9 protein-coding genes and 1 pseudogene are annotated in these 7,283 nt (G+C 71.8%); 7 read left to right on the top strand and 3 right to left on the bottom strand.

The genetic code is table 11. The features are described 5' to 3' along the window. Positions 1–388: pseudogene (murD, locus tag AB0G02_RS24360) on the top strand (UDP-N-acetylmuramoyl-L-alanine--D-glutamate ligase); the annotation flags it as partial. Here the strand turns inward: murD and AB0G02_RS24365 are convergent. Beyond that, positions 373–675 carry a hypothetical protein gene (locus tag AB0G02_RS24365; protein WP_360797773.1) on the bottom strand — a complete coding sequence of 101 codons (303 nt, stop codon included), beginning with the start codon at positions 673–675 and terminating at the stop codon, positions 373–375. The pseudogene murD and the gene AB0G02_RS24365 overlap by 16 nt on opposite strands. 103 nt (positions 676–778) lie before the next feature. Between AB0G02_RS24365 and AB0G02_RS24370 the strand changes: the two genes are divergently transcribed. Both AB0G02_RS24370 and AB0G02_RS24375 read left to right on the top strand, forming a co-directional pair. After that, on the top strand, positions 779–1,624 hold the full coding sequence (locus AB0G02_RS24370) for a helix-turn-helix transcriptional regulator (RefSeq protein WP_360797774.1): 846 nt from the start codon (positions 779–781) through the stop codon (positions 1,622–1,624). Positions 1,625–1,643: 19 nt separating this feature from the next. After that, positions 1,644–1,877, top strand: coding sequence for a DUF397 domain-containing protein (locus AB0G02_RS24375; protein WP_360797775.1), 234 nt, complete (start codon positions 1,644–1,646; stop codon positions 1,875–1,877). Positions 1,878–1,913: 36 nt separating this feature from the next. Here the strand turns inward: AB0G02_RS24375 and AB0G02_RS24380 are convergent, their stop codons facing one another. Both AB0G02_RS24380 and AB0G02_RS24385 read right to left on the bottom strand, forming a co-directional pair. After that, a complete protein-coding gene (locus AB0G02_RS24380; RefSeq protein WP_360797776.1) occupies positions 1,914–2,165 on the bottom strand; it encodes a hypothetical protein in 252 nt (83 codons plus the stop codon). After that, positions 2,162–2,650, bottom strand: a complete 489-nt coding sequence (locus AB0G02_RS24385) for a hypothetical protein (RefSeq protein ID WP_360797777.1) — start codon at positions 2,648–2,650, stop codon at positions 2,162–2,164. Before AB0G02_RS24385 ends, AB0G02_RS24380 begins: the two co-directional genes overlap by 4 nt. A 155-nt stretch (positions 2,651–2,805) precedes the next feature. On the opposite strand from AB0G02_RS24385, the gene ftsW reads away from it, so the two are divergent. The 4 genes from ftsW to AB0G02_RS24405 form a co-directional block, all read left to right on the top strand. After that, a complete protein-coding gene (gene ftsW, locus AB0G02_RS24390) occupies positions 2,806–4,257 on the top strand; it encodes a putative lipid II flippase FtsW (RefSeq protein ID WP_360797778.1) in 1,452 nt (483 codons plus the stop codon). Positions 4,258–4,297: 40 nt separating this feature from the next. After that, positions 4,298–5,401, top strand: a complete 1,104-nt coding sequence (murG, locus tag AB0G02_RS24395) for an undecaprenyldiphospho-muramoylpentapeptide beta-N-acetylglucosaminyltransferase (RefSeq protein ID WP_360797779.1) — start codon at positions 4,298–4,300, stop codon at positions 5,399–5,401. Beyond that, a complete protein-coding gene (murC, locus tag AB0G02_RS24400; protein ID WP_360797780.1) occupies positions 5,398–6,816 on the top strand; it encodes a UDP-N-acetylmuramate--L-alanine ligase in 1,419 nt (472 codons plus the stop codon). The genes murG and murC overlap by 4 nt, the downstream gene beginning before the upstream one ends. Before the next feature lie 73 nt (positions 6,817–6,889). Continuing rightward, a partial coding sequence (locus AB0G02_RS24405; RefSeq protein WP_360797781.1) for an FtsQ-type POTRA domain-containing protein occupies positions 6,890–7,283 on the top strand: 394 nt, incomplete at its 3' end.

The following is a 7,283-nucleotide window of genomic DNA, read 5'->3' on the forward strand; positions in this document are numbered from 1 at the left end:
CAAGGCCACCAACCCCCACGCGGCGGCGGCGTCGTTGCGGTCGCACGACAGCGTCGTGTGGATCGCGGGCGGGCTGCTCAAGGGCGCTTCGGTGGACGAGCTGGTGCGCGACGAGGGCCACCGGCTGCGCGGCGCGGTGCTGATCGGGACGGACCGCGAGGTCGTCGCGTCGGCGTTGGCCGAGTACGCGCCGGACGTGCCGGTGGCCGTGCTGGACGACGCGACCATGGAGGACGCCGTGCGCGCCGCGCGGTCGATGGCGCACGCGGGGGATGCCGTGGTGCTGGCCCCGGCGGCGGCGTCGATGGACATGTTCTCCGACTACGCGCACCGCGGTCAGGCGTTCACCGATGCGGTGCTGGAGCTGGTCGGTCACCGCGAGGGGTGAGCCTCGAAGATCCGGTCCGGGTCTTGGAGGTAGGTGTGCGCGGAGTCGATGACGGCGCACGGCCAGGCGGTGCGGCAGCCGGTGCAGTGGCCGGAGGCGTCGGCGCGGTGGCCGGAGACCGTCCCGCGCAGGGCGGCGATGAGGCGCGGGACCTCGGTGCGGGCGACGGCCAGGACGGTGTCGTCGTCCGTGTCCTGGTCGTTGGTCAGCAGCTCGACGGTGTCCAGGTAGCCGAGCATGTCCTGGGTCAGCAGGTGGTGGGCGCGAGCGCGCGCAGCGGAGGTCATGCGGGCAAAGGTGCACCTCATCGCTTTGTGGTGCAACACGGCAATCTGCTTATGCGCAGAAGTTCACCCGATCAGTGGCCTTCTTTCCCGCTACTGTCGCGCCATGCCGCAGAACCAAGGTCCGGGAGTCCGGCGGCGCGTCCTGGCGAGCGCGCTGACCCAGCTCCGCGAGGAAGCCGGGCTCGACTTCGACGACGTGGTCGAGAACCTGGGCTACTCGAAGTCGAAGATCAGCCGCATCGAGTCGGCGTACACCGGTGTGTCCATAGTAGACACCAGGGCGCTGGCCGAGCTGTACGGGGCGACTCCCGACAAGACCGCCTGGTTGCTGAGGTTGGCGAAGGTCGCGAAGAAGCGCGGCTGGTGGCACGTGTACGGCGACGTCCTGTTCGACTGGTTCTCCGAATACGTTGTCCTGGAGTCCGAGGCGGTGGCGATCGACACCTTCGAGATCGATCTGATCCCCGGTCTCTTCCAGACTCCGGCGTACGCCCGGTGGGTCATGCGTTCGTACGCTCCGGACGCGTCCGATGAAGCCATCCACAAGCGCGCCGAACTGCGCCAGACGCGGCAAGGTCGGGTGGAGGACGGGTCTCTTTCGGTCTGGGCGATCCTCGACGAGGCGTCCTTGCGCCGTGGCGTCGGTGGTGCGGAGGTGCATCAAGAGCAATTGGCGCACCTGCTCAAGCTGTCGGACCTGCCTAATGTGACCTTGCAGGTCCTCCCGTTCGCCAAAGGGCAGCACATGGCGATGGGCACCGCGTTCACCCTGCTCAAGTTCGCTGACTTTCCTAGCGTCGTCTACATCGACAACCTCACCGGCGGCCTCTATCTGGAGGAAACGGCCGAGGTCACCCGGTATAGCCTGGTGTTGGATCACCTGCGAGCCACGGCGCTCGACCCGCAGGAGTCGATCGCGCTGATCAAGCGGGTGATCGGGGACTTCTAGCTCGGCCGAGGAGAGCGCAATGTGGTCGGAGTGGCGTAAGGGCAGCCGCAGCAACGGCACGGGCAACTGCGTCGAGGTGGCCACGTGGCGCAAGAGCAGCCGCAGCAACGGCGCCGGCAACTGCGTGGAGGTCGCCTCGTCGGCTGACGCGTTCCGGGTCCGGGACAGCAAGAACGCCACCGGCCCCGTCCTGGAGTTCGGCGGTCGGGCGATGGGGCTCTTCCTGTCCGCTGTCAAGCGGAGCGCCTCATAGGTACCAGATGCGGTTTCCGCCGGTGACTTTGATCTGTCAGCGCGGCAGGGCGCGTCCGGCGTGGGTGCCGTGGGCGAGGCTGCCCTTGAGCTGGTGGTGGCGACCGGTGGGCTTGCCCGCTCCCGGGCCGGGGTCGTGCCGCATGACTTCCCAGGCTTGGCGCAGGTTCGCCGTGGCGCGGGTTTCCAGGTCCAGCCAACCCTTGATGGCGTCGTTGCCGGAGAACCGGATGCGCCACTCCGCGTCGACGGTCGGTGGGGCGACCGGGTCGCCCTTCTTCGGGCTCACGAGCCGGTTGCTCCAGGTGCGGGGACGTCACCGAAGTCCTCGCCGTCCTCTTGCAGGATCGCGAGGAGTCTCGGATCGGCGTGGACCTCGGCGGTGTGCTGCCACTCGCTGATGAGTTGCGTGACCGGAGCCGGGGTGCCCAGCGAGTCGGCGGCCTCCAGGGTCTGCACGAGTTCGACCACGAACGCCTGCATGTCCTCCCGCGGCAGGAACTTGACCCAGGGGAACGCCTTCGGCATCACCTCGGTCACCAGGTCCCGAACGCTTTCGCTGTGCTGCATCAGGGCCACAAAGAGGGCCGTGGTCGTCGAAACGACCTCACGCACTTCCCGTGCCCTGCTGGCTGTCGTCAAGACCAGGTCCTCTTCGCCGCCGCGGCGGTGGACGAGCAGCGTCCGGCTGGGCGACTCCTGGAGTTTGCGGACGGAGTCGGCCGGCTTGTTCGACAGATCGCTGAAGTTGATCTCCGGTGCAGCGATGCCCATAGTTGCAAACTACCTTAAAACTCGGGCCGGCGGGAGACGCTGACCTCCGGTGCGCCCGAACGAGTGGACGGCCGCTTCACCGTGATCACCGTCGCGTTGGACGACACGCGGTCGATTGTCGGCGGTCGTCGGCCTCGCCGGGAGACGATGGGCGCATGACTGCGGTGGACCGGACCCCGGTGGAGCGACCGCCCAGAACGGCACGGCGCACCAAGCGGGTGGTCGCGGTGCGGACCTCGCTGACCGCGTGGCTCGGCCGTCCGCTGGCGGACTTCCACCTGCTGCTCGCGCTGTTCGGCATGCTGACGGTGCTCGGCCTGATCATGGTGCTGTCGGCGTCCGCGCCGGGCGAGGTGGCCGAGGGCGCGTCGGCCTACAGCGTGTTCAAGAAGCAGTTGCTGTACGTGGGCGTCGGCGCGGTGGTGTTCCTGGTCGTGCTGCGCATACCCCTGCGCACGATCCGGCACGGCAGCACGATGGCCATGCTCGTCTCGGTGATCCTGCTGGTCCTGGTGCTGACGCCGCTCGGGTCGGTCCTCGGCGGCGCGCAGTCGTGGTTCACGATCGGGCCGATCTCGTTCCAACCGATCGAACCGGCGAAGCTGGCGCTGGCGCTGTGGGGCGCGCACGTCCTGGTCACCAAGCGCGCCCTGCTCGACCAGTACCGGCACCTGCTGGTGCCGGTCGTGCCGGTGGCGATGCTGGTGTTCGCGCTGGTGATGCTGCAACCCGACCTCGGCGGCACGATCACGCTGGGTGTCGTGCTGATCAGCCTGCTCTGGTTCGTCGGGGCCCCGATGCGGATCTTCGGCATCATCGCGGTGGCCGCGGTGTCCGGCGCGCTCGTGCTGGCGCTCGGCGCGACCTACCGGTTGAAGCGGGTGGAGACCTTCCTCAACCCGTGGCAGGACCCGCAGGGCGACGGGCTCCAGGCGTTGCAGGCGCTGTACGCGTTGGCGGAGGGCGGGTTCTTCGGCAAGGGCCTCACCAACGGCAGCTCGAAGTGGCGCTACCTGCCGAACGTGCACAGCGACTTCATCTTCGCGGTGATCGGTGAGGAGCTGGGGTTCATCGGCTGCGTGCTGGTGCTGGGGCTGTTCGCGCTGCTCACCGTGGTCGGGCTGCGGATCGCCGCGCGCAACACCGACCCGTGGATCCGGATGGTGGCCGCGACGCTGACCGTGTGGCTGGTCGCGCAGGCCGCGATCAACATCGGCTACGTCGTGCAGCTGCTGCCGGTCACCGGCATCACGTTGCCGATGATCTCCTCCGGCGGCACGTCGGTCGTCACCACGATGTTCGTGTTCGGCATCCTCGCCAACTGCGCCCGCCACGAGCCGGACGCGGTCGCGGCGCTGCGGTCCCTCGGTCCCGGCCGGGTCGGCGGGGTGCTGAAGCTGCCCGCTCCCGAGGTGTACAAGCCGCCGCCCAAGCGCCGTCCCGTGCGGCCGTCGCCGCCGCCGCGCAACCGCAAGGCCGCGCCGCCGCCCGTGGACGAGCGGAGGATGGCCGGTCGTCACGCTCCGCCGTCGGAGTACCGTCGTCGCGAATCCCGAAAGGCCGGCCAGGACCGGGACGCGCGGTCCAGGCGGCGTGACGGGCGTTAGCGGTACCGGTGAGCGGTACACCGACGCGAGGAGGAAGTGCGTGACCGGGGTTCCCCAGCAGGCCGGACCGTGCGTGGTGGTCGCCGGAGGCGGCACCGCCGGGCACATCGAGCCGGCCCTGGCCCTGGCCGACGCGGTGATGCGGCTCCGGCCCGACGCACGGGTGGTGGCGCTCGGCACCGAACGCGGTCTGGAGAGCAGGCTCGTGCCCGCCCGCGGCTACCCGCTGGAGCTGATCCCGCCGGTGCCGATGCCGCGCAAGCCGACGCCGGACCTGCTCAAGCTGCCGCTGCGGGTGCGCGGCGCGGTGAAGCACACCCGCGAGGTGCTGGAGAGGGTCGGCGCGGACGTCGTGGTCGGCTTCGGCGGCTACGTCGCGCTGCCCGCGTACCTCGCTGCCCGCGGCCGGGTGCCGATCGTGGTGCACGAGGCCAACGCCAAGGCCGGGCTCGCGAACAAGGTCGGCGCGAAGTTCGCCGCGCGGGTCGCCGCGGCGGTGCCCGACTCGGGCCTGACCGACGCCGAGATCATCGGCATCCCGCTGCGCTACTCCATCACGTCGCTCAAGCGCGCCGAGCTGCGCCACCAGGCCCGCGCCCACTTCGGCCTGCACCCGACCGCGCCGACGCTGCTGGTGTTCGGCGGCTCGCAGGGCGCCCGGTCGATCAACAACGCGGTGTCCGGCGCCGCGCCCGCGTTCGCCCAGGCGGGCATCGCGGTGCTGCACGCGCACGGCCCCAAGAACACCGTCGCGGTGCAGTCGGTGCCCGGTGCGCCGCCGTACGTGCCGGTGCCGTACCTGGACCGGATGGACCTCGCCTACGCGGCGGCGGACGCGGTGTTGTGCCGGTCCGGCGCGATGACGGTGGCCGAGGTGGCCGCCGTGGGCCTGCCCGCGGTGTTCGTGCCGCTGCCGCACGGCAACGGCGAGCAGGCGCTCAACGCGGGTCCGGTGGTCGCCGCGGGCGGCGGCCTGCTCGTGCCGGACGACCAGCTGACGCCGGAGTGGGTGGCGGCCAACGTGGTGCCGCTGGTGGCCGACCGCAACCGGTTGGCCGCGATGACCACGGCGACGCTGAGCACCGGTTACCGCGAGGCCGACGAGGTGCTGGCCCGCATCGTCCTCGAGGTGGTCCAGAAGTGAGCGACGTGTTGGAGCGCGTGCACCTCGTCGGCATCGGCGGTGCGGGCATGAGCGGCATCGCCCGGATCCTCCTGGCGCGCGGCGCGCAGGTGTCCGGCTCGGACGCCAAGGACTCGCGGACCGTGCTCGCGCTGCGGGCGCAGGGCGCGGCGATCGCGGTCGGCCACGACGGCGCGAACCTCGACCAGCTGCCCGGCGGTCCCACGGCGGTCGTGGTGTCCACCGCGATCCGCGAGGACAACCCGGAGCTGGTGGAAGCCCGCGCCCGGGGTGCGGTCGTGCTGCGGCGGGCCGAGGCGCTGGCCGCGCTGATGCTCGACCACCGGGTCGCCTGCGTCGCCGGCACGCACGGCAAGACGTCCACCACGTCCATGCTCACCGTGGCCCTCCAGCACTGCCGGATGGACCCGTCGTTCGCGATCGGCGGCGACCTCAACGAGTCCGGCGCGAACGCCCACCAGGGCGCGGGCGGCGTGTTCGTCGCGGAGGCCGACGAGAGCGACGGCTCGTTCCTCTTCTTCTCGCCGTCGGTCGCGGTCGTGACCAACGTCGAGGCCGACCACCTCGACCACCACGGCACCGTCGAGGCGTACGTGGCGGTGTTCGACTCGTTCCTGGAGCGCATCCGGCCCGACGGCGTGCTGGTCGCGTGCGCGGACGACCCGGGCTCGGCGGCGCTGGCCGAACGGGCCGCGAAGCTCGGCATCCGGGTCCGCGCGTACGGCCGCACGGCGACCGGTCCCGGCTCGGTCCGCCTGGTCGACTACCGGCCCGCGGACTCCGGTGGCGTCGCCCGGGTCGAGCTGGACGACGAAGTGCTGGACGTGCGGGTGGCCGTGCCGGGCGAGCACATGGCGGCCAACGCCATCGCCGCGCTGGTCGCCGCCCTGGAGCTGGGCGCGGACCGGGATGACGTGCTGGTCGGCCTGGCCGCGTTCGGCGGCGTCCGGCGGCGGTTCGAGTTCAAGGGCCAGGCCGGGGGCGTGCGGGTCTACGACGACTACGCGCACCACCCGACCGAGGTGGCCGCCCAGATCGCCGCCGCGCGCCCGGTCGCCGGCGAGGGCAAGCTGGTCGTGGTGTTCCAGCCCCACCTGTACTCGCGGACGCGGCTGTTCGCGGAGGAGTTCGCCGCCGCGCTGAGCCTGGCCGACGCGGTCGTGGTGCTGGACGTCTACGGCGCGCGCGAGGAGCCGGAGCCCGGCGTCTCGGGCGCGCTGATCTCCGGGCTGGTGTCGCTGGACGTCGGCAAGGTCGTCTACGAGCCGTCGTTCGACCGGGTGCCCGCGCTGGTGGCGGGCATGGTCGGGGAGGGCGACCTGGTGGTGACCATGGGCGCGGGTGACGTGACCATGCTCGGGCCGGAGATCGTCGGGGCGCTGGACCGGGCCGCGGGGGAGCTGGACAGGACATGAGCGAGCGCGCGAGCGCACCGTTCGGCACGGCGTCCCGGGCCCCCGCCGCGCCGGGCCCCGGCGGGGCGTGAGCATGAGCACGCAGGCGGCGCGTCGTCGACCCGGCGCGGGGTCCGGTCCGGGCTCCCGCGCGGCGGCGCGTCGTCCGCGCGGCCCGGCACGCCGCCCGACGCGCGCCGACCTGTACCGGCGCAAGGTGATGCGCCGCCGGATCGGTGCGATCCTCGTCATGCTCGTGGTCACCGCGGTCGTCTGCACGGTCTGGTTCACGCCGGTCTTCGGCGTCCGCGAGGTCGAGGTGCTGGGCACCGCCGACCTGACCGCCGACGAGGTCCGCGCGGCCGCCGCGATCGAGTCCGGCACGCCGCTGGTGCAGCTGGACGTCGACGCGGTCGCCGGGCGGGTCCGCGAGCTGCCCCGCGTCGCCGGGGTCGCGGTCGAGCGGGTCGTGCCCGGCACCGTGCGGC

It is taken from the genome of Actinosynnema sp. NPDC023658 (assembly GCF_040639995.1).
GTDB lineage: Bacteria > Actinomycetota > Actinomycetes > Mycobacteriales > Pseudonocardiaceae > Actinosynnema.